Origin of the sequence: Streptomyces sp. NPDC058274 (assembly GCF_042881375.1) — a bacterium.
Taxonomy (GTDB): Bacteria; Actinomycetota; Actinomycetes; order Streptomycetales; family Streptomycetaceae; genus Streptomyces.
This window is the reverse complement of the sequence record NZ_JBHVXW010000040.1, coordinates 1,703-3,121: the sequence shown is the minus strand read 5'-3', so window position 1 is coordinate 3,121 and position 1,419 is coordinate 1,703. Positions and strand designations below refer to the sequence as shown.

Here is a 1,419-nt window from a genome sequence, read left to right as displayed (position 1 = left end):
TGCAATGACACGACTTCGGCGGTACGCTTGAGCCCCGCTACATTGTCGGCGCGGAATCACTAGACCAGTGAGCTATTACGCACTCTTTCAAGGGTGGCTGCTTCTAAGCCAACCTCCTGGTTGTCTGTGCGACTCCACATCCTTTCCCACTTAGCGTACGCTTAGGGGCCTTAGTCGATGCTCTGGGCTGTTTCCCTCTCGACCATGGAGCTTATCCCCCACAGTCTCACTGCCGTGCTCTCACTTACCGGCATTCGGAGTTTGGCTAAGGTCAGTAACCCGGTAGGGCCCATCGCCTATCCAGTGCTCTACCTCCGGCAAGAAACACACGACGCTGCACCTAAATGCATTTCGGGGAGAACCAGCTATCACGGAGTTTGATTGGCCTTTCACCCCTAACCACAGGTCATCCCCCAGGTTTTCAACCCTGGTGGGTTCGGTCCTCCACGAAGTCTTACCTCCGCTTCAACCTGCCCATGGCTAGATCACTCCGCTTCGGGTCTTGAGCGCGCTACTAAATCGCCCTATTCGGACTCGCTTTCGCTACGGCTTCCCCACACGGGTTAACCTCGCAACACACCGCAAACTCGCAGGCTCATTCTTCAAAAGGCACGCAGTCACGACGCACCGAGTAAACTCGATGCGCGACGCTCCCACGGCTTGTAGGCACACGGTTTCAGGTACTATTTCACTCCGCTCCCGCGGTACTTTTCACCATTCCCTCACGGTACTATCCGCTATCGGTCACCAGGGAATATTTAGGCTTAGCGGGTGGTCCCGCCAGATTCACACGGGATTTCTCGGGCCCCGTGCTACTTGGGTGTTTCTCAAACGAGCCGTTGATGTTTCGACTACGGGGGTCTTACCCTCTACGCCGGACCTTTCGCATGTCCTTCGCCTACATCAACGGTTTCTGACTCGTCTCACGATCGGCAGACCGTGAAAGAGAAATCCCACAACCCCACATACGCAACCCCTGCCGGGTCTCACACGTATATGGTTTAGCCTCATCCAGTTTCGCTCGCCACTACTCCCGGAATCACGGTTGTTTTCTCTTCCTGCGGGTACTGAGATGTTTCACTTCCCCGCGTTCCCTCCACACTGCCTATGTGTTCAGCAGTGGGTGACAGCCCATGACGACTGCCGGGTTTCCCCATTCGGAAACCCCCGGATCAAAGCCTGGTTGACGACTCCCCGGGGACTATCGTGGCCTCCCACGTCCTTCATCGGTTCCTGGTGCCAAGGCATCCACCGTGCGCCCTTAAAAACTTGGCCACAGATGCTCGCGTCCACTGTGCAGTTCTCAAACAACGACCAACCACCCATCACCCTGCCGTAATCGGCAAGTTCACTGGGGCCGGCACCGAAGATCCAGACTCAAAGTCCGTACCTTCAGATACCCAACAGCGTGCCCGACCC

At 56.4% G+C, this 1,419-nt stretch carries 1 rRNA gene (running past one end of the window); it reads right to left on the bottom strand.

Annotated features, from left to right (window positions below):
- Positions 1-1,275: ribosomal RNA gene (locus ACFVYF_RS37760) — 23S ribosomal RNA — on the bottom strand (it extends 1,924 nt beyond the left edge of the window).
- Positions 1,276-1,419: the final 144 nt, after the last annotated feature.